The organism is Armatimonadia bacterium (assembly GCA_039679385.1).
Classification (GTDB): Bacteria; Armatimonadota; Zipacnadia; order Zipacnadales; family JABUFB01; genus JAJFTQ01.
In genome coordinates, this window is sequence record JBDKVB010000083.1 from 1 (window position 1) to 23,409 (window position 23,409).

Sequence of the window (23,409 nt, forward strand, 5' to 3'; positions counted from 1 at the left end):
ACGGAGAGGACCTCGATGTCCTCCATGGCGCACATCTCGGCGGCCATGTCGAAGTTCATGGTGTCGCCGGAGTAGTTGCCGTAGAGGTACAGCACGCCTGCGCCGGCGTTGATGGACTTGGTGACGGCGACCATGGCCTCGACCGAAGGCGAGGAGAAGACGTTGCCGATGGAGACGCCGTCAAGGAGTCCGGGGCCGACGTAGCCGAGGAAGACGGGAATGTGGCCGGAGCCGCCGCCGGTGGCGATGGCGACCTTGCCTGGAATCGGGGCATCGGCACGGACAAGCCCACGGTGAGTGTCGGCGGCCCGCTTGAGATGATGGGGATGAGCCAACAGGACGCCCTCGAGGACTTCGTCGGCGAAGGCTTCCGGATCGTTGATGAGCTTCTTCATCACGCATACCTCCCGGTGTCTGAGAGCAGTGGCAAGGCTGTTCCACTCGACAGGGAGCGAGTCCTGCAGCACAAAGGCACGGCACCTCACCCCCTGCCTGCGGCGTCCCCTCTTCCACGCAAAGGGTAGAGGCGACGGCCCCTCACTCCCCGGCCCTCTCTCAAGGGGACAGGAGGACAGGCAAGGAGACCGGGCCAGTGGGTGAGCGCCAGGGCCGCAGGGACGTTGCAATCTGCCGGTGCTTGGGCTATCCTGTTTGTGTAGACCCCATCTCGATTGCCCTGTGGAGACCACCTTGGATCCTGTCGTCATTATCGGCGCCGGCCCTGCCGGCGTCGCCGCTGCTTATGAGCTTTCGCGCAAAGGTGCCGAGGTCGTGATCGTCGAGGCGGACGAGGCCATCGGCGGCCTCTCCCGGACCCTGTCCTACAAGGGTGCGCTCTTCGACGTCGGCCCGCACCGGTTCTTCACGAAGAACAAGGAGATCCTTGGACTGTGGTCGGAGGCGCTGGGCCCCGACTTCGTGGATGTCGACCGGCTCACGCGGATCTTCTACCGCAACCAGTTCTTCAACTACCCCATCGCACTGGGCGACACGCTGAAGAAGGTCGGGCCAGGTCAGGCGGCCTCCTTCGGGTTCAGCTACCTGGGCCAGCGAGTGGCGAACGTGTTCTCGCACGGTGAGCCCGAGAGCTTTGAGGACTGGGTCGTCGGCCAGTTCGGGCGGAGCCTGTTCAACGCCTTCTTCAAGACCTACACGGAGAAGGTGTGGGGCATCCCGTGCTCGCAGATCGGTGCGGAATGGGCCGGTCAGCGGATCAAGGGGCTGTCGCTGTCGGAGGTCGTGCGCAATGCGATCTTCAAGCCCAAGGAGAAGGCCAAGACGCTCGTAGAGCAGTTCAAGTTCCCGCGGCTCGGCGCGGGGATGATGTATGAACGCATCGCGCAGATGGCTACTGAGTGCGGAGCGAAGGTGCTGCTCGGAACGAAGGCGACGGGGATCCGGCACGAGAAGGGTCGGGCAGTGGCTGTGCAGGTGCAGCGGAATGGGCAGACCGAGGACATCGCCTGCTCCTATGTTCTGACCAGCAACCCGCTGACCGAGGTGGCGCTGAATCTGCAGCCCGCCGCTCCGGCGGAGATTCTCGAGGCCGCCCGGGCGCTGCGCTACCGGTGTCACCTGTCTGTGAACCTGCTGGTCGAGGGCGACCTGTTCCCGGACAACTGGATCTACGTGCATGCGCGGGAAGTCGTGCTGTGCCGCGTCGCGAGCTATGCGAACTTCAGCGACGAGATGCGGACCAAGGAGGGGCTGCACCCGATCACGGTGGAGTACTTCCAGTTCCCCGAGGACGAGCTGTACAGCAATCCCAGCACGGAGGCACTGGTGGAGTTTGCCAAGCGCGAACTCAAGCAGATGGGGATCGTGCAGCCGGAGCAGGTGCGGGATGGCTTCGTGGTGCGCAGCCGCTACGCGTACCCGGTGCTGGAGATCGGCTATGTGCCGCGGCTGGAGCAGGTGAAGAGCTACCTGGGCACGCTGACGAACCTGCAGCCCATCGGCCGCGCGGGGATGTTCAAGTACAACAACCAGGACCATAGCATCGCGACGGGGCTCTTTGGTGCGCGGAAGGTGCTGGGGCAAGACCTCGATGTGTGGGCAGTGAACATCGACGCGGAATACCACGAGTCCGGGGAAGCACAGTAGCGGCTCGGTAAGGATCCGAGGAAAGAACGAAGCCGTCCCCGCAGTGAGGTGGGGACGGCTTTTTCGTGTGTGGGGAGAGGTGCGAGCACGCACTATCCCGACGGGTAGGGCCGGCCCTCCCGGACGTCGGTGGTCATGCCGTCGAGGAGAAGGACTGGCTCGACCCGTGTCCCGCCCGCTTCCACATACGCACTGGTGTGCGGCGCACCCTCGACCTTCGGCGGGAGACGAAGGGCCTCGTTACGCACGCCGGCCTTGGCGTGGAGAAGAAGTGTCTGCTTGCTCTGGTCCTGCTGAATGCGGATATCGGTCCCGGCGAGCTCCGAGTTCATGGCATAGCCGTAGTCGAACATCGGCAGGCAGGGGCAGCGGAACAGCTCGGGCTTGAGCTGCTCAGGCGGGACGTAAGGGCTGATGTCGTCGCACCAGGAGGCGGCCGGAGGCAGCATGCCGTCATGGTCTCTGGCGTAAGCACGGAAGGCTTTGCCGAGTGTGCGGAGGTTCGAGCGGCACTGTTGCTGCTGCTTGTCGTCCTCCAGATACTGCTCCAGGGTCGTGCCGGGCGGCAGGGCGATCACCTCACCGGTGCCCAAGGCGACGTAGGGCGGGGCCTCGGGAGTGCCTGTCGTGGGCAACTCTTCCGCTGGATCGCCGGCGGCGTTCCGCACCGGGTCATTGGTCTCGTAGACGAGGATCAGGCGAGACTGCTCCTCCCCGGTCTTCGGCAAGGTCGTACCGGCGAGCTTCACGTTAAGGGCATAGCCGTACTGGTCCTTGGCCAGGCCTGGCCGGTGCAGGAAGCTCCCGTCGAGGCAGTAGCGCTCAAGGTCGTCCATCCAGGTCGCGGCAGCGGGGACCTTGTTGCCGTGCTCGGCGATGTACTCGCGGAGGTTGTTGGTCAGAGCCCCCAGACGCTCCTGGCTTACCCAACGGTCGGCCTGCGGTTGGCCCCCGCCGCGCTGCTGCACTTCCTGCATGATCTGGTCGAAGAGGAAGGAGCTCTTCTGACCGGTAGTCTTGAGGATGCTGGCACGCAGGTCGACGGCCCACTTACCATCAGGCGTCTTCGTGACGACGAAGGTGCGCTGCCTGGGTTTATCCTCGGTCAGGGTGACGGTGGCCTGATCCTTGCCCGTCTGGACCTGTGTCGAGGAGGGTACCGCACGGACGCCTCCCGGGAGGAAGCTGAACTCTGTGATCAGGTCGGGAAGGTTGGTGCCCGGGGGCTCCCGCATGAGCTCCTCGGCAATCTGGTGAAAGCTGGTCTGGAGCTTCGGATCGAGATTGAGCAGCGCCACGCCCGTATCGATATCTCTGCGTTCACAGGCTGCCACGTAGGCCTTTACGACCGCCTCGGGGTTCGTGCGATCGACCTCGGGCGCTGCGGGTGGCGGCTTGGGTGGATTCTGCTGGGCTCCACACAGGGAGACCGAGAGCGTCAGGGCCAGAAGCACGTACGTGAACCGGCTCATCTACGTCACCGCCTTTGTAGTGTTAGAGCAGACGGTACAGATCCGCGATCCCCTTGCCGGGGAGGCGGTCGAGGTCGGCAATCTCGAACTCATTGCCATCGACATCGGTCACCTGCATCTTGCCGCCGGGGAACTCGCGGATGTGGTCGCGGACGTCATTCACCACGAACTTGCGGCGGCCACGGGTAGTGTTCACGTCCCAGTAGAGCACCCCGTAGTCATCGTGCAGGGAGTAGACATAGGTGATCTGCGGCACGAAGTAGCGCTTGCGCAGCTCCTCCAGCAGAAGGCGTCGCATGGGCTTGGGCAGCTCGCGCAGATTGCGCAGCACCCCGATCTCGTCGCCCCCGGAGTCGCTGAGGGTAAGGTAGCCGAAGCGATGGGTGATCGGGAACAGACGCGCAGCGTAGAAGTGCGGATAGGAGCGGTCATCGACGATCTCCAGCCGCGCCTCACCCTTGGGCCCGCGGGAGATTCTCAGGCTGGCGGGATCGAGGATCTTGTCCTCGGGCATCGTGCCGGAGAGGTCCACGGCAGGCTTCTCCGGCTCCGGCTTCGGCTCTTCGACGGTGACCGTCTCCGTCGTCTCGGTCGTCTCCGTTGCGGCTTCCTCGGGCATGTTCCTTGCCACCTTTGGTCGGAAAGCCTGGCGCGGTCAGGTTAGCCGTCCACCACTTTGAACTTCGAGACCTCGGACTGCATCTTCACCAGCTTGGCGTACTCGCCGTCCTTGCTCATCAGCTCATCATGGGTACCGACCTCCGCGACCTCGCCGGTCTTGAGGACGAGCAGTCGGTCGGCATTGCGCAGAGTCGAGAGGCGGTGCGCGATGGCGAAGGTTGTGCGGGACTTGATGAGACGGGCGATGGCCTGCTGAATCTGGGACTCCGTCTCGGTGTCGACGGAGGCGGTCGCCTCGTCGAGGATCAGGATGCGCGGGTCGTGCAGGATCGCGCGGGCAATGGCGATGCGCTGACGCTCACCGCCGGACAGTCGCGCTCCACGCTCGCCCACCTCGGAGTCATATCCGCTCGGGAGCTTGCGGATGAAGTCGTGGGCGTTGGCGGCGCGCGCAGCCCGGATGATCTCCTCGCGGGTTGCATCGGGCTTGGCGTAGGCGATGTTGTCGGCGATCGTCCCGCTGAAGAGGAAGGACTCCTGGGGGACGATGCCGATCTGCTCGCGCAGATCGTGCAGGCGGATCTTGCGGATGTCGACGCCGTCGATGAGCAGCTCTCCCTCATCCACATCGTAGAAGTGGCAGATGAGGTTGATCAGGGTGCTCTTGCCCGCTCCGCTGTGGCCGACGAGTCCGATCATCTCGCCGGCCTTCACGTGCAGGTTCACGGTCTTGAGCACCGGGATGTGCTTCTCGTAGCCGAAGTCGACGGTCTTGAACTCGACCTCGCCCTTGATGTGCGGCAGATGGACGGCATCGGGATCGTCGTAATGCTCCGGCTCGCTGTCGATGACCTCGAAGATGCGCTCACCGGCGGTGAGGGCCTGCTGCAGCCAACTGTAGACGTGGCCGAAGAAGCGCAGCGGTCCGTAGAACATACCCAGATACAACTGGAAGGCGGTCAGGTCACCCAGGGTGCTCTGGCCCTCCAGGACCAGATGTCCCCCGACGAACCACACGAGCAGGGAGCCGATCACCATCGAGAAGTCTATGAAGGGGTAGAAGGTGACCCAGGTGCGCTCCGCATAGACCTGCTGGCTGAAGAGCGCGGCAGCGTCACGGTTGAAGCGGCTGACCTCTCGCGGCTCCTGAGCGAAGGCCTTCACGACACGAACGCCGGAGAGGGCCTCTCCAAGGGTTGCGCTGAGTTTGGACCAGCGGTGCCACATGCGGTGGTAGATGGTGCGAATGCGCTTGAAGAAGACGTAGGTCATCAGGGCGATGACCGGTGCCGGGATAAGCACAAACCACGCCAGCCGGGCGTCGTTGATGAACAGCATGGTGCCGATGCCCAGGACCATGAGGCTGTTGATGGTGAGCTCCGCGACGCCATCGACGGCGAAGTGCCACAGGTAGTCGGTGTCGCGGGTCATACGCGAGATGAGGCCGCCCACCTGCTTCTTGTCGAAGAAGCGAAGGGTGAGCGCCTGCATCTTCTCGTAGAGCTCGGCACGGATGTCGAAGGTGACCTTGCCCCCGAGCCAGACCATCATCCACCCTCTGACCATACCGACGATCATGGCGAGGACTCGCACACCGAGCATTGCGCCCACGATAGACAGAAGCCATTCAGCGTGCTTGTGGGGCGGCATGAGGACGTCGTTGACCAGGTGCTTCGATAGCTGCGGCGGCACAAGCATCGCTGCGGTGTCGATGACGGAGAGCAGGATCGCCGCGAACAAGTAGGGCCAGTAGCGGAGACCGTAGCCGGTGATGCGCCGGAGGACCTTGCGGCGATCGACGCACTTGGGGCACACGTCGCTCCAGTTGGGGAGGACACGTCCGCACTTCTCGCAGCGCTTGCGGTCGGCGCCGGCCCGTAGCTTCTCGAGGGAGATCGGCTTCTGGTCCTTGACGAGGTCCGTAAGGGCCTTGGCGGCCTTGGTGAACTCGGTGGCGAGGCTGTTGGTGTACTGGAGAAGCTCGACCCGGCGGCCCTCAGCGGTAGCCACCAGCAAGCCACTGCCGACCAGGGCCTCGGCTTTGACATCGGTAAGGGAGGAGAGCGGGACTCGGAGCAGGCCGTTCTGGAGGTGAAGCTCGGGCTCCTCCGGTGGAGAGCCGTCTCCCTCGCTCGTGGGATGGCCCTTCGGCGAGGGATCGGTCACAAACAGCGCCTTGTCGGTGACCACGAAGACGCGCTCACCGTAGGCGCCGTCAGCGGCGATGTCGGTGGAGAGGCTGAAGGCGACTTTCTCGCCGTCTGAGAGGTACTGCGCCAGACGACCTTCCACCTCGTGCGGCGGGCGTTCCTCGAAAGGCATCGTCGTCACTACCTTTGCTCTGATTCGGCGACGTCGAGGACAGCATAGATCCGCGCGTAGTTGCCACCACTAAGGAGGGTGCGCCCCGGTAGCACACTCTCAGGGGAGAAGCGAACTGCCGGTGAGATACCGACAAAAGGACAGTGTAGTCGGGACGGCTCAAGGTGATAAGGGCCCGGTGCAAACTAGCTCCGAGCGGCCTTCAGGGCCTCGGCGATCTCGGCCAGACGCTTCCCCAGGGCTCGGCAGATCGCGGCCTCGGTGGCATCGACGGGCGCGTCGCCCAGGGCGCCTGCCGTATGGCTGGGACCATAGGGCGTGCCCCCGGTGGTGGTGGTGTTCAACTCCGGTACCGAGAAGGGGACGCCGACGATGACAAAGCCCAGATGTGCGAGCGGCGGCCACATGGTGTAGCAGGTTACCTCCTGGCCTCCGTGGAGAGTGGCGGTCGAGGTGAAGGCTCCCGCAGGCTTGCCGACGCAGGCCCCACTGAGCCACAGCGAACCCATCATGTCGATGTAGTTCTTCATCTGGGCCGTCATGTTTCCGAAGCGCGTGGGCGAGCCGAAGATGGCGCCGTCGGCGGCTCCCAGATCGTCCACCGAGGCGAGGGGGTACTCGGCCATCAGGCGGTCATGGGTGGCCTTCCAGCGCTCATCGCGTGCGATCACCTCAGCCGGTGTGATCACATCACCGGTGAAGGCGAGGACGGGCTCGGAGCCGGCCTCGCGCACCCCGTCGGCTACCTCTTTGGCCATGGACTCCACATTGCCATACCGGCTGTAGAAGGGGATGTAGATGCGTGCCATACGATGCAACCTCCCTTGTGTGGTTCGAAGGGCGACCTGATAGTACGCCCGGCAACGGCTGGTTCCGGCTGCGCATCGGCTCAGTCCGTCCTGGCAGAGAGACGCAGCACCTTGCCCAGTTCCGCATCGGCCTCGCCAGCCTGGGGACTGCTCGGCCAGCGCGACTGGATCTGCCGGAGCCACTCAACAGCCTGGGGACGAGCCTCGGCGTGACCTGCGGCGATCCGTGAGGCTTCGAGAAGGGCACCCGGGATCAGCGGGCTCTCCGGGAACCTGCGGAACAGCTCGCCATACTCGTGCAAGGCCTCCTGCGGCGTGCCGAAACGGGCGAGGCCCTGAGCGAGAAGAAGGGCAGCATCGTCGGCAAGGGCCTCGTCGGGTCCCAGGGAGGAGATCATCTGCAGGCTTCGCCTCGCCTTGTCCAGTTCGCCACGGTCGAGGGCCTGCAGAGCCTCCAGGTACTTCGCCTCTGAGGGCGACTCTCCTGTGAAGTCAAGGCGGATCATCAGCACCCGGCTGAGGGCGTCGTTGGCAAAGGGGCTGTCCGGTCGACTCTTGGCCAGGGCCTCGAACTGCTCGGCGGCCTTTACGCGGTTGCCCTGGCGGAAGGCGATTTCCGCCAGTTGAAAGGCAGCGTAGTCGGGCCCGGCCGGTCGCGGTAGTCTGGGCAGATCGCCGATCATGGGACGCATCCCCCAGGGAATCGGAGGAAGACTGGAGCCGACTCCCACCAGTCCTTCGGGAACCAGTATCGCCTCACGAGAACCGGACGAAGGGAGGAACGCCTGGTAGGCCGATATCGCCTCCTCGTAACGCCCGGTGACGAAAAGACAGTCGGCAAGACCCGAACGAGCCGCGAGACGGTCGGTGCTATCGGCGGCCCCGGCGAGGACCTGCCGGTACAGCTCCTCGGCGCCCGCAGCGTCACCGGCATAGAGCACGCGGATATCCGCCAGGGCCAGCCGGAGGATCAGTGTGGCCCTCGGTGACAGGGAGGACTCCAGCGCCTTCTGCAGGGCCGCCGACGCGGCACGCCAGTCGCCCTCGGGCAGCAGCCCGGCGGCCAGTTTCATTGCCACCAGCGCCTGGATATCAGCCGGCGCGTCCCTGCTCAGGGCAAGGTCATAGAGCTGCCGGGCAGCAGGCCAGTCACCCGCCTGGTCGAGATCGAGCGCGGTCTGCGTGAGGGCCAGGGAGCGCGCCGCGACGTCGCCAAGGCTCCCAAAGGTGGCGACGGCCTCGGCAAGGCGACCGTCACGCAGGTAAGCCACGGCCAGGGAAGACAGGGCGTCCTCGGGAAGCGACCCCGCTTTGCGTGCTGATTCAAGAGCTAGGAGCAGGTCCTTGCGCACGGTGTCGTCCGCAGCCAGAGCCTGCAGCCGGTGGCGGATGAAGTCACGGTTCGTCTCCGGGTCTCGCAGGGCGACCAAATACTCGGACACCGCGCGGTCGATGAACAACTGCGCCTCGTAGACCTGGGCCGTCTCGACAGCCAGGGCCTGCGGGTTCTTGGTGGTCTCGCGTGCTGCGCTGTAGACCGAGAGGGCATCGGCATAGTAGCCGCGGTTCGTCAGGTAGGCGCCGAGACTGCGGACGGTCGAAAGGTCTGCGGGGTCGTAGCCGGTGGAACGCTTCCAGGCCGCAAGAGCCTTCTCGCGCTCACCAGCGCCCGCGTAGGCATCACCCAGCTCGGCCTGAAGCCGTGTGTCCTCGGGCTGGAGGTCGCCGGCGCGTAGCAGGTATCGGACGGCCTCCGGCCACTGACGTGCCTGAAGGGCTGCGTGTCCTGCACCGGCAAGGATCTCGGCGTCTTCGGGTCGCAAGGCGGCCAGTCGGACCAGGGCGGAGAGCGCCTTCGCGGAGTCCTGATTGCGTGTGTAGAAGTCGGCCAGGCGACGGAAGGCTGCCGGAGGAGCAGCAGGCGCCTCGGTCGCCGCCTGAAGCTGCTTCTCGTAGCCCGGGAGTGTGCCGCGCAGGCGGTTGATCTCAAAGACGACCTGGAAGGCGCCGGCGTCTTCCGGGCGCAAGGCAAGGAGCGCTTCGGCACTGTCGACGGCCTCGGCGAGACGGCCCTTGGATTGGAGCTGCCCGGCAAGGCGAAGAAGGAGGAAAGGGTCGCCGCCGAGACGACTTGCCTCGGTCTGGGCGAGGCGCAGCGCCTGCTTGTAGTCGGCCTTCTCGACGGCGTCGTCGACCAGGATAGTGGTGGTCTGAGTCGCGTAGGGGCTGGTCGGATGAGACTTGAGCAGCCCGGCGGCGACCTCGCGGGCGGCGTCAAGATTGCCCATCTGCTGCAGCATGCGCAACTGCCCGACAAGGCCTTGCTCGACCTGGAAGGAGTTGGCTCCGGGCAAAGCGGCGAGGGTCCGGTAGGCCGAGAGGGCGCGGTCAAGATCGCCGGTGCGCTGACAGATACGAGCCAGTCGCTCCAGCGCAGAGGGATGCAGTGACGTCGGTGGGGTCAGGGCGACCAGCTTCTCAAGGGCCTGCAGCGCCGCACGCTGTTGGCCTCGCGCATCCAGTACGGACGCTTCTTCCCACCAGGCCTGCGCCCGCTCCGTGGTGGAGGTGGTGGCCTGGGCGGCCTCCTCGTAGGCGGAGACGGCTGTGGTGAGGTCGTCGGAAGCGACCGCCTGACGAGCCCGGCCCAGCGCTGAGAGGTAGGCCGGATCCTGGGCGGCAGCGGACACCGTCAGGCACAGCAGAAGCGAGAGGATCAGGAGAGCGGTCGGAGGGGAGACGGTATCAGGAACAGCGAGGCAGGGGCGAGGGTACCCCGGAACTGGGACAACCTCGCCCCGCCGGAATCTGCGGAGCGGAAGAGCCGGGCTACTCGAAGCGAAGCACGCCAAAGCGACTCGGGTCCTTCCCAACCCCGATTCCATCGTGGAAACGTAGCCACCCGTCGCGACCCTCGCCGTCGTCCTCGTTGACGATGAGCGCGAAGCCCGCAAGGTCTCCCTTGTGGGGAGTCGTCGCACCGAGCTCACTCCAAGGTATGGACGCCTCGTAGGTTGTGAGGTTCGCCTGGCGGTCGGTCTTGAGGCGGATGCCCGCCGCGGGGCCTTCCTTCGTGAGCCAGCGGTAGACCTCGTCGCCGGTGTCGGTGCGTGTCAGCCCGATCTCGGTGAAGGGCAGTGACTTGCCGTCCTGACGGGCCTGCCGGGCTCGAAGGCCGCCGTCGAAGGCAAGCTGGACATTGTCGGACTGCCAGACCTCGACACCGTGCTGATTCTGCACGTGTTTGTCGTCGGTGACGCAGACCCGCACGTGCAGGGCCTGGTCATCCCACAGGAGTTGCAGGGTTGCGGAGAGGTCCTCGGGGCCTTTCCAGCCGCCCTCGCGGAGGGGATAGAAGTCCTCGCTCTTTTGGCCCAGGGCCACCGAGGGGACGGTGTTCCAGACGCCCGGGGCGATCTGGCCCTCCGGGGTCGCTGGAGCGTAGGGAACAGGCCAGAGACCAACCTCGAAGTGGTGCTTGAGGACCAGCCAGTCACCGACGCGCACCGTCACCTCGAGAGGCGCAACACTTTCGCCCCTGGCTGCGGGGAAGGTGACGGTGGCAGGCAGCGAGATGGTCTTGAGGCCACGGGCCAGAGGCTTGCGGGTATCACGGGCAAGGGTCGCGCCGGCGCTGGTGTCGACGCTGACTTGCAGGACGTCCCAGGGGAGGTCGCGGTTGTTGGTGATGCGGACCGGCACGCCGAGTGTGCCACCCGGCCCGGCTCCAGGCACGCCCAGAGTGATGAGGTAGGGATCGACGATCTGAAGGCCGACGGCGGCCGAGGCCTGCTCGCGACCGGCGCTGTCGAAGAAGCGGGCGATCACCTTGCCCGTTGCGGGCTCGGCGTCCTTGCGGACACGGAAGCGGAACACGCCGGGCAGTCGCTCACTGGCGACGAGTTCGCGCAGGGGCAAGCTGGGATCAGCGGTTAGCTGGACCTTCATGCCCGCGGGGACCGTGGCGCGGAGTTCACTGCGCTCGCCTGGTGCGAGAGGGATTGACGGCCCCGTCAGATCAAAAGGGCCCTGGGCCACCTTCACCCCGCGCAGGTCACCGGTGATGAAGACCGGCATGTCGGTAAGCGCCAGGGTCAAGGTCTCGTTCACCAGGGTCCGCGTCTCGCGGCGTGCGTCGGCCCAGGTGAGATTGGCAGTCGGCGTCCCGAGCTTCAACGAGAGGGTCCCGGCCTGCCCGGCACACCAGGCCACGAGCACCGGCTTGCCGTCCTTCTCGAACTCGTAGCAGTAGCGGCGGTCCTTCTCGTCGGTGGGGAGCAATCGCCGCTTGAAGGCAGCGTTGGTCAGGTGCTCAGTGAGCATCTTGGCGGCGATGTAGTTTTGCTTGGGCGTGAAGCTCTGCCAACGGATCAGGCCGAAGTTGTGCTCGTTGTACTTCTCGTCGAAGCCGTCATTTTGGAAGTCGTACCAGATGACGCGCTCGACGAAGGGCAGCGACAGGGCCTGCACGTTCATTCGGATCAGGTAGTTGCCCGAGACCTCCTCGGTGACACCCCGAGGGTCCTTCTGCGTCGGCCAGCCGATCTCGGTGAGCCACAGCTTCTTGCTGCCGCCGCCGTAGCGTGCCATGAGCTCGTGGGCGCGGGTGACCTCGGCGACGAAGTTGCTGTCCTCGGGCGAACGGGGATATCGATAGGGATGGATGGACAGGGCGTCCATGTAGTCCATGCCACCGCGCTTGAGGACCTCCTCGATGTAGCGCAGGTCGGTGCCTGCGGTGCAGACGCCGACCACGGTGCAGGTCGGATCGGCCTTCTTGGCGGCCTCGTAAGCGATCTTGAGGAGACGGGTGTAGGCCTCGGGATCGGGCTTTGGCTTCCAGAAGCCGATGTTGGGCTCGTTGTAGACTTCCCAGTGTTGGCACAGGTCCTTGAAGTGCGAGACGAGGCCGAAGCAGTACTTGCCGAAGGCCTCCTGGGCCTCGGCGCTGGTGGGCGAGAGTCCCTCATCGTAGAGGCGATTGCCGTAGTCGAAAACGATGAAGGGTGTGACGCCGTGCTTGACGGCTTCCTGCATGTACTGGTCATACCACTCGGGCACGGCGAACTCGCCCTTCGTGGTCTCGCAGACTCCCCAGGAGATCTCGTCGCGCAGCCACTTGATGCCGGCCTTGGAGAGCAGGTCGAAGGAGCGGGGCAGATCACCCTTGTGCTGGCCAAAGTGCGTATTGGCACCATAGAAACTGGCGGGATTGAGGGCCATGTCGGCCGGATGTGCGAGACGGGCGAAGCTGGTGGTGGTCTCGCGGCTATCGTCGCCGATCTGCACGCGAGCGGCCACGGTGGCGAGCCCCTCGAAGCCGGCAGGCATCGTGAGCGGGAGACGCTGGGAAGCGCCCGGTGCCAGGTTGAGCTTGACCGGCTGGTCGAGCAGGAGGCGGCCCTGCGGCCCGGTGACCTTGAGGTCGAGGTTCGCCTCTACCCTCTCCCCCGTGCTCAGATTGCGCGCGACCAGGGCGGGAGGCTCCGCGGCATCGCTGCCCCAGTAGATCGCGCCGAAGGGCTTCGCCTCCAGATCGATCGAGACCAACTGCGTCGGGGCCAACTCGGCGACATAGGAGATGTCGTCGAAGTAGAGGACGCCCTTGGAGGGCCTCTTCTCCGAGTCGAGGAGAATGCATTCGAGCTCCATCGGCAAGTCGACCTTGCCGTCGGCATTGCCGCCCCAGCTTACCGCAGGCTTCGCAAGGGAAGCAGTCATCTGCCGCCAGCCCTTCCAGTCCACGGTGCCGATGTTGTACTGGAAGATCTCGCCCGTATTGTCACGCAGGCGCAGGCGCAGGACGTTGCCGACGCCGTCACCATAGACCCAGACCGAGAACTCGGTCGGAGTGCCAAGGAAGGTCAGGGGCGTGCCGACGCCGACGTACTGGCGGCCGCCCTGGAGCACCACAAAGGTGTAGTCGAGCTTGACGGAAGTCTTGCCGCTGTGGGCCTGCTCGCCAGACAAGGTGACCTGGGACAACTCATTGACGTTCTCGCCAGTGCGGGCAAGGCGAGGTGAGTTCTCGAAGTCGGTGAGGGACAGGTGCGCGGTCGCAGCCTGCGAACAACCTGCGGTTATGGCCAGGGCGAGCACGGCCATGCAGAGGGTTGTGAAGCGTCTGCTCATCAGAAGTGGCCTCCTGAACCAGGCAAGAAGAGGGATGGGCTCAGCTCGTGACCGGCAGAAGCTGTCCGTCCTTGTAGAGAGCGACAGTGGGCGGCACGACAGGATTGCGGCGAGTCAGGGCGGCAGCCTCCGCGGGCAGTCCGCCGCCATCGGGCAGCAGCTTGACGGCCGGTCGCTCCTGGCCGACGAACTTGACGGCACCGTAGGCGAGTGGATATAGGGAACCCGTGACGTTGCCGTAGCCGCTATCGCGCCCGTGGCCTGAGGCAACTGCAGCAACCGATCGTCCGGAGCAACCGTGCAGGCGTCCATCGGTGAGCGCCGGCCGGGCGAGACGGAGTCGGGATGCTGCCAGGTTGAGGGCACGAGCGGCGTAGGCATCGCTGCCGCTGATCTGGTAGGCCAGCATGAGAGCAGAGGGCGAAGGCGATTCCTCGGGTCGCAGGAGGCCGTCGTCTTCACGGTAGGCCCAGCGGATCATGTCGGAGCGCTTGCCGATTCCGCGCACCGGGCCCTCGGCCGGTTCCTCGAGCATCATCACGAGCTTCCCGGAATCCTCCTGCGAGACACCGGCCAGGGCTGTTCCGACCTGGGCGTCGAAGCTGGTGTCGGCACTCTCAAGGCGGTAGCGCTGCAGCAAGACACCCGGCGGATTGGAGTAAGGATCGGCGATGTCCTCCACGAGCGGAGCGCAGAGGACTCGAGCGGCATTTGCGAAGAGAGCGTCGCCGGTGAGCTGGTACAGGTCCAGGAAGACGTCGATCGCACCGGCGGCGACGAAGGGCTCGATGAGCCCAAGGCGACCGCTGCCGGCGTGTTGGCTTCCCCTGGCGGTTTCGATCAGGGGATGGGAGACGGAGGGCGTGCCCTGGAAGCGGACATTGGGCGGCTCGTCCTCGGCCTCGACGATCGCGCCGGCCCAGCGAGTGACCCAGCGGCGGCTGAGGTCGAGGTAGCGGTCGTCCTCGGAGATCAGGTAGGCGCCCAGGGCAAGCTGAATCAGGCGGAAGTGGTCGGCGACCTCGAAGCCCTCGTCCTGCGTCTCGCAAGTACCCAGATGCCAGCCCAGGAAGCGGTCGCTATCCCAGTCGTACCAGGCGGGTATGCCGGGGACCCAGTTGCCCAGATGCTCGGCGGCATCGAGGATCAGCTCTGCGGTCTGGTCGTCGGGATCTACATGCCACAGGCGCAGGAGGAAGGTGGTGAAGATCTCGGTCTGGTGGTGAACCTCGCCCCGGGGTGCGAAACCGTGGACGAAGTGGTCCTGCGCCCAGCGCGCAAACTCTCCGCGCAGGTAGCGGGCGAAATCGAGGATCGCCGGGTCGCGGGTGAGCTGGTAATGGCACAGGAAGGAGGCGGCAAAGGCGCCTTCGTCGTGGATGCCCAGGTAGGGCACCCGCGAGTGTACGGGAAGGCTTGCGGCGATCCACTCGTCCATTTCGTGGCGCAGACTGATGAAGCTGCGTATCCATGCAGGTTGCGCAACGCCCTGCGGGGCGTCTGTAGGCATCGGCGTCCTCCCGGGGAAAGGCGGCAAGCTGTGCGACAAGACCCGACTGCTATTTCGCAGCAACCGGGGAGGAAACCTCCTGGCGGGCAGGGCAAGCGAAAGGGGACAGGCCTCCGGCGGAGGTACCTGTCCCCTATCCTGGTCTGGGTTGTCTGCGTCTGTTGCGTCTAGTAGGAGCGCTGGTACTGCACGATGAGCTCGTCGGCGGTCTTGTCGCCGACCTCGCCGTCACAGTACTCGAGGGTCACGTCATCCTGCGGAGTGAGGCTGTACTTGTAGCCGAGGTGGAGACCCTTGTAGTCGTCGTTGGCGGCGGCGTCGTTCGGGTCGAAGCGCTCGTAGCGGGTGTAGGCGACGCCGGGATGGCCCTTGAAGTGGTAGCTGGCCTGTCCGTACCAGCCGTCGCGATCGGTACCGAGCCATTCGCCGTCGATCCACTCGCCCTGGAAGCCCCAGCCGTCGATCAGCATATTGGGATAGGCGCGGAAGTTGAGACCGAAGGCCTTGCGTGGCTCAGTGACGTTCGAGCCGCCGGTGAGTGTGCGGGTGTACTTGCCGTCGAGCCAGCTTGCGCCGAACTGGCCCCAGTTGGTGAAGTACTCTGCATCGATACCCACGTTCTTGTTGTCGTTCTTGTCGGTCTTCTCGAACTGGCCATTGTGGACGGTGAAGTCGACACGCAGGCCGGGGTTGTTGGGGATGGGAACTGTGAGATGGGGCTTGGGCCGCGTGTCGTACATGAGCCAGACGCCGAGGTCGGAGGGACCATAGGCGTAGAGGCCGGCGAGGCCCAGCGTCAAGTTGCCCTCGGAGACCAGGGACCGCTCCATTGGCAGCCGTACGGCGGAACTCTCGGCGGTATCAAGGCCAAACAGGGTGGGGACCAGGCCCATGCGTATGTTGAACTCGGGCTTGGGCCGGTAGTCGACGAACAGGTTCTCCCAGTCGGCGTTCGCGCCCTCGCGGAAGTCGGCGCCGGCACCGGCGTAGGTGGCTACGAGCTGACCCTTCTCGTAGCTGGCGATGAGATTCATATAGTAGCGGCGGACGCCGAAGTCGTCGAGCTCAGCGGAAGTGCTCTTGTAGTCGCGAGCCCAGTAGCGCGTCTGCATGTAGCCGTTGATGCGGATGTTGTCGTACCAGTTCTTCTTCGCCGGCGCGGCGGACGTCTTCTCGACCTTCTCGACCCGACTTTGTAGTGCGGCTAGCTCGGTGGCGAACTCGTCTTGGAGCTTTTGGAGCGCCTCGTCGTACTTGGCCTTAAGGGCCTTGGCCTCGGGGCTGAGCTTCGACTCGTCGATGTCGGTGGTGCCGGCTGCAAAGGCGCTGCAGGCAAAAACAACCGCCACCACGAAGGTCATCAGAGCTCTCATCGCATCGTCCTCCTGTTGGCAGAATCCGTCCGCTTCTCCCTAGGGCAGTATGCAAAAGGGCGTACGCACAAATGCGTACGCCCCTGAAGCCACGTCTCCACGTGGGTCTCCGAGGCACTCCTGCCTCGGAGCACGGGGTGAGATCAGTTGGCTTGAGTGAAGGATCACACGACCGGCGAACTCTTCCCCGGCGTGTCCCTGCGGCCTATTCCGCGCCGGTCGAAGTGTACCTTCTGCTATCGGTCGGTTACTTCACTGCCTTAAGGCCCTCGTCGGTCACCTCAAAGAAGACCATCTCGTCGGCGCATCGATGTCCGCGATTCTTCAGGCAGAAGGCGGCCCTGCGAACCCTCGGTCCGTCCATGAGGCGGCCCAGCAGGAGGATCGTGGTGGCATTGGTGGTCAGGTCGTCCTCCTGGGTCTGCGCGCGGATCAGGTCCTCGATGTCGACCTCGCGAGTGGTCTGCAGGAACAGGCTGGCGAGGTCTTCGTTCGGGTAGGGATGAGCGGCCACAGCGTCCTTGACCTCGAGCCACTTGCCGCGGAACAGGTCGCGGGCGACCAGGTCATGACGCTTGTGGAGGATGCGGTGCAGGATGTACTCGAAGAGCTCGATCTGGATGGAATCGCCGGCGACCTCGAAGGGCTCGATACCATCCACCACGAGCCGCCGGACGCCATGGACGAAGTGGTAGTACAGGTAGGCGACGACGGACTGGAGCTTCTCGTTGAGCGTGCGCTTCCAGGCCCGCCACTCCTCCTCGGTCATGTTGTCGCGGACGACACGGCGGCCGGAGTAGTTGAAGCTGGTGAAGTAGTCAACGCGGGAGAAGTGGCCGTTCCAGAAGTTGTCGAGCGGCAACTCGCCCGAGGTGAGTTCCCAATCGAAGAGCCGGCGGGCATACTCGAGGTGCTGCTGGGAATCGCCGCGGGAGGCCAGGTCCATGACGATGCCGCGCTCGCCCTCCTGCATGCGCCCGGCGTTGAGGAAGGCAAGCCCCAGTTGCGTCTTGCCGACACCGGTGGCGCCTCGTACGACGACGTGGCTGCCCGGCTGGACGCCTCCGCCCAGCATATCATCGATGAAGTCAATACCTGTGGAATACAGTTCCGACACCCGAACATCAACCTCCAAAGCCAGGACCGACAGGGGCCCAGACGCCCAGTACGCGTCAGTCTAGCCCCGTCGAGGAAGACGCAGCTCAAGCGGCCACGACTTCCTCAGCGGGCAGTCACATCATGACAATCCGAAAGGCAGCGACCACGTGCAGCCCAAGCAGGATCAGGACCGCCAGCACGGCAAGACGGTGAGCCCAGGCCAGCAGGGCATAGTGGCCCTGCAAGAACCCCGGAGTGAAGCGCCGCATCAGGCCGGTGACCAGCACCAGCACAAGGGCCAGGGCTATCAGGCGAGCCGGGTCAAGCTCGAACTCGACCGACCCGGCCTGGACTGCACGACCGGCAACGTGCCCGAGGGCAAAGGCAATCGCCAGACCGCCGCCGAGTATGTGCAGGTTGCGGACCTTGCCTCGGAGGGACAAGCGTCCGCCCCGGCGGAAGGCCAGCAACAGGTACAGCCCCACGGCCAGGGCTACAAGGATCAGAAAGCCGCCGACAAGGCCGATCCAATGCACCGCGTCGAGCCAGGGTCCGCCAGTCATGGCAGCACTCCTTCGGCCCGGCGAAGGGTCACGGCCGTCGGCGGCTGGTCAACTCGAAGGGCCTACCCACACCAGCGCATGATGCCCAGGGCAAGCGCCTTGGCGCCGTCGATGACCTCCGAGAACTTGATCTTCTCGCCGGACCCGTGGGCCTCTCGAATGTCCGAGGGGCCGTAGACGATGGTCGGGATGCCCGCTTCCTTGACGTACAGCGCGGCGTCGCAGCTTACGTTCCAGCCGTAGACCTCGCTCTTGCGCCCCGAGTCGAGAACGGCCTGGTGCAAGGTCGTGACGACGGGATGATTCGGGTCGATCTGGTACGCGTCCTTCTTGAGCTTCGGATAGGACAGCTCGAAGTGGGTCTTGAGCCACTCATCCTCGGTGCGCAGGACGGCGGCCTCGAACTCGGCACGGACCTCACCGAGGCTCTTGTTCGGCAGGAAGCCGATGCCGCCCTCGAGCACACATTCGTCGGGGACCTTGGAGGGCCACTGGCCGGCGTTGATCATGCCGAGGCAGACCTGCACCGGGTTCTCGTAGCGGTCGAAGAGGGGATTGCCCTTGCTGGCGGCGATGAGCTCGTTCTCATAGACCAGCATCCACTTGATGGCTTCCATCATCTTCTCGATGGCGTTGACTCCGTCATGACGGCGACCCATGTGGGTGGAGATGCCGGTGGTCTTGGCCCGGAACCAGACGGCGCCACGGTTCGCCGGGAAGACGTTGAGGTCGGTGGCCTCGCAGACGATGCAGGCATCGGCCTTCGCGCCTTGGCGGATCAGGGAGAGGGCGCCGTTGCCGCCCGGCTCTTCCTCGATGACCAACTGCAGCTCGAGCCTGCCTGCAGGAAGGTAGCCGTTTTCCTTGAGGGCCTTGAGGGCCAGCAGGGCCATGACGATCGGGCCCTTGCAGTCGGTGGCGCCGCGTCCGGTGACGTACTCGCCATCCCAACCGGGTTCGTAGCCGCCCCAGTCATCACCGGGGACAACGTCCATATGGCTCTGGACGATGAGGCTGTGCCCGTCGCCCTGGCCGCCCTGGACGCTGACGATGTTGTGGCGTCCCTTGTAGGAGCACTCCATCTCGTTGTGCATGTACAGGGGATCGTCGAAGATCGCGTCGGAGATCTCGCGCAACTCGGAGGGGATGCCGAAGCTGTCCAGAAGGCCCTTGGTGTAAGCGACCATTTCCTGCTCGTTCCCCTGGGTGCTGGGGAAGCGGATCATCTGGGTGAGCCATTTCCGGGCATCCGTCGCCTGGGACTCGATGGACTTGACCACGGCATCATAGGGGATTGGGGTAGACACCTGCGTCACTCCTCAGGGGATTGTAGGCGGACCGGGCGAAGCCGCAGGTCCGCAGGTAAGCTGGTAGTGAGATGGGCTGGTGATGTCAGGAAAGGCCGGCCGTCAGGACCTGTGCCCCGGCGGTAGAGACTGCTGCGATGCGACCCTCGCAGGTGACACCAAGGCCACGCAAGGTGGTGAGCATGGCAGTGAGGACTGCGTCGGCGTCGGCAGTGGCGAAGGCGATCAGAGTCGGGCCGGATCCGCTGAGGGCTGCCGCATGAGCACCAGCCGCCCGGGCAGCCGCTACGCAGTCGGCCATTCCCTTGACCAGTGGCGCGCGGTAAGGCTCGTGGAGCCGGTCCTTCATCGCCTGGCCCAGAAGCTGCATGTCGCCGGCTATCAGGGCGGCAAGAACGGCTGTCGAATGGCAAGTGTTGAAGACGCCGTCGGCGTGCGGAATGCTCTCGGGCATGACCTTGCGAGCTGCCTCGGTGCTGACCTCGTAGGCGGGAATTGCGAGACAGGCCTGGAGCCCGGCAGGCGGGTCAAAGCGGGCGACGCCAAGGCCCTCTTCGTCGGTGCAGCAAACGGTGAGCCCGCCGAGGAGCGCCGGGGCCACATTGTCGGGGTGGCCCTCGATGGACACGGCGATATCCAGCAACTCGCGATCGCTAAGGCCGGCCTGAAGCAGGTGGTTTGCGGCGACCAGCCCGCCGATGATGGCGGCACTGCTTGACCCCATACCGCGCGCGAGCGGGATGTCGTTGTGCTGGCGCAGCGCCCAGCCGCGGACTTGCTTGCCCGCTGCCTCGGCCACTCTCGCAGCACTGCGCAGAACGAGGTTGCGGTCATTGCGAGCAAGACGCTCGGCGCCGCAGCCGGTGACTTCTACGGTGGTGCTGTCGGCGAGACCAAGCTCGAGGGAGTTGTGGACGTCGAGGGCCATGCCGAGGCAGTCGAAACCCGGCCCCAGGTTGGCGGTGGTGGCAGGCACACGGACGCTAACGGTGGTTGGTTTTGGCATGAAATCACGTGAGGAAGGCGCGAAGCTGTTCGCTGAGGGGACGGGAACCGGGAGCCGACGGATCAAGCCATGAGCAGACACTGGCCCGAGACCACGTCAAGACCGTGTTCCTCGGCCAGCTTGATGGCGTCCTGGTTCTCCGATCCCGGTTGCATCCAGACGCGCGGGATACCGAACTTGATGCAGTCCTTTACGATGGCGAGTGTGGCCTCGGGCGGCGTAACGGTGACGACGCCTCCGACCATTTCGGGCAGCTCCCTAACCCCGGCGTAGATGGGTTCGCCATCGATCACGCCACCCTTGGGGTTGAGGGCGTAGACCTGGACGCTCTTGGCCCGCAGATGCCGCCAGACCTTGACGCCATAGCCGCCGCCACTATGAGAAACGCCGGCCACCGCCAGAGCTTCTTGTTCCAGGAAGTCCTCGACGATTGTCATTCAGCCTCTCCTCCAGCACGACCGACACAAGCGGGCGTCTGATCGAGACCGGGGCAGTCAGTTCCCCTGGTCAGTGCTCTCCAGGTAGACGCGCGGCAGGCGGGTGCTCATCCGCGAGCAGATCTCCTGGACGATGGTATCGGCATGCTCGGCCAGTTCGCCCGCGGTGATCACGTCCTGGCCCTGCCGTCCCATCAGTACGACTTCATCGCCGACCTGCACGTCTCCGAGACAGCCGGTACTGACGACAAGGCAGTCCATGGAGATGCGGCCCACTACCGGGCAGCGCTGTCCGTGGATCAGCACTTCGGCCTTGTTGCTCAGCGCCCGGGGATAGCCGTCGCCATAGCCCAGCGGGACGATGGCAGTGGTGGTATCCTCCGGCGCGACGTAGGTGCGGAAGTAGCCGACACTCTCGCCCTTGTGGATATGCTTGGTGAAAACCACGCGTGCTTTGAGGCTCATCACCTGACGCGCACCGGGATAGTACTCCCCGCTGCCGCGCGACGCAATGCCGAAGAGCAGTGCACCGGGGCGAACCGCATCGAGATGTGAATCGGGATGACGCAGGATTCCACCGCTGTTCGCGAGGTGGTGCATGGGGATTCGGAAGCCGAGGACCTTCTCCAGCTTCGGCACGGCCTCGACGAAGATCTCGCGCTGGCCGTTGGTGTAGTCGCAGTCCGCGGTGGAGCAGGCGAAGTGGCTGAAGACGCCGTTGATAGCGAGGCCGGGCAGCTCGCGCAAGGCGGCACCGAAGGTCTCGACGTCCTCGCGGCGCACTCCGTGGCGTCCCATTCCGCTGTCGATCTTGAGGTGGCAGAGGCCGGGCCGACCGGCCTTGGCGGCAGCGGCAGACAGCGCCCGGGCAAACTCGAGGTTGCCGACGGCGGCATGGATTCCGTGCTCGACGTAGAGCGGGGCTTCCTCAGGATCAGCGGCACCGAGGACGAGGACCGGGGCGTCGATGCCTGCTTCGCGCAGTTCGAGGCCCTCCTGGATCAGGGCGACGGCCGCCATGCAGCAACCGTTAGCCAGCGCATGGCGGGCTACTGCGACGGCGCCATGCCCGTAGGCGTTGCATTTCGAGATCGCGATGATACCAGTTTGCGGTCCGACGATTTTGCGGATTTCCTTGAGGTTGTGGCTAAGGGCGCTGAGGTCGATTTCGAGCCAAGCAGAACGCAAGGCGAGTCATCTCCAAGTGGATGGGGGCAGAGAGAGGATCAGCTGCGTGAATCAGCGCGGGGGGGTGCTTCGTCGCCCCGTGAGCCTACTTCCCGGAACCCAACCCATGTGTCCGTCCCTCACAGACACCCAATCACAGGCGACGTCCAGGACGCCAACAAAAGCAACGCGGCGGGAGGAGGTCATGCCCCGCCGCGCAAACCGTCCAGAGGACAAGGGGGATTGTATTGCGGGCCGAATCGCGAGTCAAGGGCGTGTTGGGCCCTTGTCTGACTGCGAGTGGGAGCTGGTGCTCTGCAGGTAATGCAGGACGACCCGCGTGACGACCGCTCCGCCGATGCTGATCAGCCCCGCCCAGAGCACAGCATGCCAGTAGAGCTGCTGCTGGAACATCCGGTTGGTCACGTACCAGAGGGTCACGACGCCCATGGCTCCCAGGGCGAGGGTCGTGGCGCACCAGCCGGCCACAGGCTGGTCCCAACGGAGGCCGCCGTAGAGACTGGTCGGTGGCGCTCCGAGGGTGAAGTCGCGCTCGGAGTTCTCTGCCGGCCTCGCGAGCCAGGCGGCCAACCGCTCACAGAGCGCGAGAGTCTGCGCGTCGGCGGCCTTCAGTGAAGGGCCTTCTCGCACGCTCAAAGTGAAGGCCCGGGCGGCCTCGCGGGGTTCATGCCAGCGCACGATGACTCGTCGGGAGTTCAGTGGAGGCGTCATCTCGATCTGCTCGATGAGCTCCTTGTGGAGGGACCAATGGAACTGGTCGCCGAAGCAGACCAGGGTGTCGTTGACGACGCACAGGTAGCCCACGTCCAGGTCGGTATCGCCCTCCCAGGTGAAAACCATATCGCCGGGCGCGAAGCCCACGAAGGTGGGAGAGGTCTCGCCGGTCTGGCGCAGGCACTCCTCACGCTGCAACCGCATCTGGCGACGCAGCCACCCGTTGCCGACAAGGGCGAGGCGGCCCTGCGCCCAGGCCGTGAGCAAGAGGGAGAGAGCCAGACAGCCCACAGCGACGACGGCCGCCACGACCCCTCGCGGGTCGGGGAGCAGGTAGCTCACCACCAGAAGACCCAGGGCAAAGGGCAGGGTCGAAGCCAGGATCAGCCCGGCACCGGCCAGGAAACGCGTGCGATTGCGAAAGGTGGAAGAGAACAGGGTCTCGGCTCTTTCAGACATGAAAACAGATGGCCTTCCCGAACCAGATACTTACACCAAGGGCTCCGTGCGCCTCGGCTCGCACGGGAGAAGGCTCCTCTCGCGGCGAGACACGGCACACGTGCTGCACCCTTCATCCTACTCCTCTCCAACCCCTTTGGGGAAGACCGGGTTCCATGCGGCGACGGCACCTCACCCCCGTCTCGCTGTCGCTCGACTCCCCCTTGTATGATGCGCAAGGGCGTGGGAGGATGGGTCATTCCCCACGGTGTGTGGGGGAGCCCGTCTGCCCCCCTGGCCAGGGGGGCAGACGGCG

The 23,409-nt window shown here is 65.0% G+C and carries 17 protein-coding genes; 1 reads left to right on the forward strand and 16 read right to left on the reverse strand.

Annotated elements, in window-relative coordinates:
- The coding region (locus ABFE16_09855; protein ID MEN6345603.1) for a dihydroxyacetone kinase subunit DhaK at nt 1–395 on the reverse strand (395 nt) is incomplete at its 3' end.
- A gap of 295 nt (nt 396–690) precedes the next feature.
- Between ABFE16_09855 and ABFE16_09860 the strand changes: the two genes are divergently transcribed.
- Nucleotides 691–2,103 (forward strand): FAD-dependent oxidoreductase, encoded by a 1,413-nt coding sequence (locus ABFE16_09860; protein ID MEN6345604.1) that lies wholly within the window; start codon nt 691–693, stop codon nt 2,101–2,103.
- 92 nt (nt 2,104–2,195) lie between these two features.
- Here the strand turns inward: ABFE16_09860 and ABFE16_09865 are convergent, their stop codons facing one another.
- From ABFE16_09865 to ABFE16_09935, 15 genes are all read right to left on the reverse strand, one after another.
- Entirely contained in the window at nt 2,196–3,575 is a 1,380-nt protein-coding gene (locus ABFE16_09865; GenBank protein ID MEN6345605.1) for a hypothetical protein, read from the reverse strand.
- A 22-nt stretch (nt 3,576–3,597) separates the two neighbouring features.
- Nucleotides 3,598–4,194: a DUF1854 domain-containing protein gene (locus ABFE16_09870; protein MEN6345606.1), complete on the reverse strand. Its 597-nt coding sequence runs from the start codon at nt 4,192–4,194 to the stop codon at nt 3,598–3,600.
- A 41-nt stretch (nt 4,195–4,235) separates the two neighbouring features.
- Complete coding sequence (locus ABFE16_09875) at nt 4,236–6,518, reverse strand: ABC transporter ATP-binding protein (GenBank protein MEN6345607.1); 2,283 nt, start codon at nt 6,516–6,518, stop codon at nt 4,236–4,238.
- Between the two features lie 185 nt (nt 6,519–6,703).
- A complete protein-coding gene (gene wrbA, locus ABFE16_09880) occupies nt 6,704–7,327 on the reverse strand; it encodes an NAD(P)H:quinone oxidoreductase (protein MEN6345608.1) in 624 nt (207 codons plus the stop codon).
- 80 nt (nt 7,328–7,407) lie between these two features.
- Nucleotides 7,408–10,017: a tetratricopeptide repeat protein gene (locus ABFE16_09885; protein ID MEN6345609.1), complete on the reverse strand. Its 2,610-nt coding sequence runs from the start codon at nt 10,015–10,017 to the stop codon at nt 7,408–7,410.
- A 139-nt stretch (nt 10,018–10,156) separates the two neighbouring features.
- Nucleotides 10,157–13,459 (reverse strand): sugar-binding protein, encoded by a 3,303-nt coding sequence (locus ABFE16_09890; GenBank protein ID MEN6345610.1) that lies wholly within the window; start codon nt 13,457–13,459, stop codon nt 10,157–10,159.
- 40 nt (nt 13,460–13,499) lie between these two features.
- Entirely contained in the window at nt 13,500–14,969 is a 1,470-nt protein-coding gene (locus tag ABFE16_09895; GenBank protein MEN6345611.1) for a hypothetical protein, read from the reverse strand.
- A 167-nt stretch (nt 14,970–15,136) separates the two neighbouring features.
- Nucleotides 15,137–16,342: a hypothetical protein gene (locus ABFE16_09900; protein ID MEN6345612.1), complete on the reverse strand. Its 1,206-nt coding sequence runs from the start codon at nt 16,340–16,342 to the stop codon at nt 15,137–15,139.
- A gap of 247 nt (nt 16,343–16,589) precedes the next feature.
- On the reverse strand, nt 16,590–17,459 hold the full coding sequence (locus ABFE16_09905) for an ATPase domain-containing protein (GenBank protein ID MEN6345613.1): 870 nt from the start codon (nt 17,457–17,459) through the stop codon (nt 16,590–16,592).
- Between the two features lie 115 nt (nt 17,460–17,574).
- A complete protein-coding gene (locus ABFE16_09910; protein MEN6345614.1) occupies nt 17,575–18,003 on the reverse strand; it encodes a hypothetical protein in 429 nt (142 codons plus the stop codon).
- 62 nt (nt 18,004–18,065) lie between these two features.
- Nucleotides 18,066–19,310, reverse strand: coding sequence for an ArgE/DapE family deacylase (locus ABFE16_09915; GenBank protein MEN6345615.1), 1,245 nt, complete (start codon nt 19,308–19,310; stop codon nt 18,066–18,068).
- Nucleotides 19,311–19,395: 85 nt separating this feature from the next.
- The gene (gene thrB, locus ABFE16_09920; protein ID MEN6345616.1) at nt 19,396–20,316 is read right to left on the reverse strand and encodes a homoserine kinase; all 921 of its coding nucleotides are present in this window, start codon (nt 20,314–20,316) and stop codon (nt 19,396–19,398) included.
- A 62-nt stretch (nt 20,317–20,378) separates the two neighbouring features.
- On the reverse strand, nt 20,379–20,753 hold the full coding sequence (locus ABFE16_09925; GenBank protein MEN6345617.1) for a CoA-binding protein: 375 nt from the start codon (nt 20,751–20,753) through the stop codon (nt 20,379–20,381).
- A gap of 57 nt (nt 20,754–20,810) precedes the next feature.
- On the reverse strand, nt 20,811–21,941 hold the full coding sequence (alr, locus tag ABFE16_09930) for an alanine racemase (protein MEN6345618.1): 1,131 nt from the start codon (nt 21,939–21,941) through the stop codon (nt 20,811–20,813).
- Between the two features lie 246 nt (nt 21,942–22,187).
- Nucleotides 22,188–23,114 (reverse strand): hypothetical protein, encoded by a 927-nt coding sequence (locus tag ABFE16_09935; GenBank protein ID MEN6345619.1) that lies wholly within the window; start codon nt 23,112–23,114, stop codon nt 22,188–22,190.
- Nucleotides 23,115–23,409: the final 295 nt, after the last annotated feature.

What these genes read in the sequence shown, in the direction of transcription:
- ABFE16_09865 (MEN6345605.1), bottom strand. Translation starts at nt 3,575, where the DNA reads ATGAGCCGGTTCACGTACGTGCTTCTGGCCCTGACGCTCTCGGTCTCC.
- ABFE16_09870 (MEN6345606.1), bottom strand. Translation starts at nt 4,194, where the DNA reads ATGCCCGAGGAAGCCGCAACGGAGACGACCGAGACGACGGAGACGGTC.
- ABFE16_09875 (MEN6345607.1), bottom strand. Translation starts at nt 6,518, where the DNA reads ATGCCTTTCGAGGAACGCCCGCCGCACGAGGTGGAAGGTCGTCTGGCG.
- wrbA (MEN6345608.1), bottom strand. Translation starts at nt 7,327, where the DNA reads ATGGCACGCATCTACATCCCCTTCTACAGCCGGTATGGCAATGTGGAG.
- ABFE16_09890 (MEN6345610.1), bottom strand. Translation starts at nt 13,459, where the DNA reads ATGAGCAGACGCTTCACAACCCTCTGCATGGCCGTGCTCGCCCTGGCC.
- ABFE16_09895 (MEN6345611.1), bottom strand. Translation starts at nt 14,969, where the DNA reads ATGCCTACAGACGCCCCGCAGGGCGTTGCGCAACCTGCATGGATACGC.
- ABFE16_09900 (MEN6345612.1), bottom strand. Translation starts at nt 16,342, where the DNA reads ATGAGAGCTCTGATGACCTTCGTGGTGGCGGTTGTTTTTGCCTGCAGC.
- ABFE16_09910 (MEN6345614.1), bottom strand. Translation starts at nt 18,003, where the DNA reads ATGACTGGCGGACCCTGGCTCGACGCGGTGCATTGGATCGGCCTTGTC.
- thrB (MEN6345616.1), bottom strand. Translation starts at nt 20,316, where the DNA reads ATGCCAAAACCAACCACCGTTAGCGTCCGTGTGCCTGCCACCACCGCC.
- ABFE16_09925 (MEN6345617.1), bottom strand. Translation starts at nt 20,753, where the DNA reads ATGACAATCGTCGAGGACTTCCTGGAACAAGAAGCTCTGGCGGTGGCC.
- ABFE16_09935 (MEN6345619.1), bottom strand. Translation starts at nt 23,114, where the DNA reads ATGTCTGAAAGAGCCGAGACCCTGTTCTCTTCCACCTTTCGCAATCGC.